General features: G+C 73.6%; 1 protein-coding gene. It reads right to left on the bottom strand.

From position 1 onward, the window contains the following. The coding region (locus tag CVH10_RS22080; protein WP_219924997.1) for a hypothetical protein at positions 1–258 on the bottom strand (258 nt) is incomplete at both ends.

The following is a 258-nucleotide window of genomic DNA, read 5'->3' as shown; positions in this document are numbered from 1 at the left end:
CGCGTGCAGGCGGGTTCCTCAAGCGAGTGGTAGAGCGATTCGCCGTCGTTCGGGTCGGCCCCGGCCGCCAGCAGCAGCCCCGTGAGACCCTCGTCGCGGTTCAATCCCGCCGCACCGTACAGCGCGGACAGGCGCACATCCTCGGCCGGCGCGGCGAGCGACGCGGGCGGCCAGCGGCTGCCGATGGTCTCGTTCGGGTCGGCGCCGGCATCGAGCAGCAGCCTGGCGCAGTCACGCAGGCGATCCCGAAAGGCCGGC

Origin of the sequence: Halomonas sp. ND22Bw (assembly GCF_003011945.1) — a bacterium.
Lineage (GTDB): Bacteria > Pseudomonadota > Gammaproteobacteria > Pseudomonadales > Halomonadaceae > Halomonas > Halomonas halophila.
Note: the sequence above shows the minus strand (reverse complement) of the source record. Positions and strands in the feature narration are given on the sequence as shown.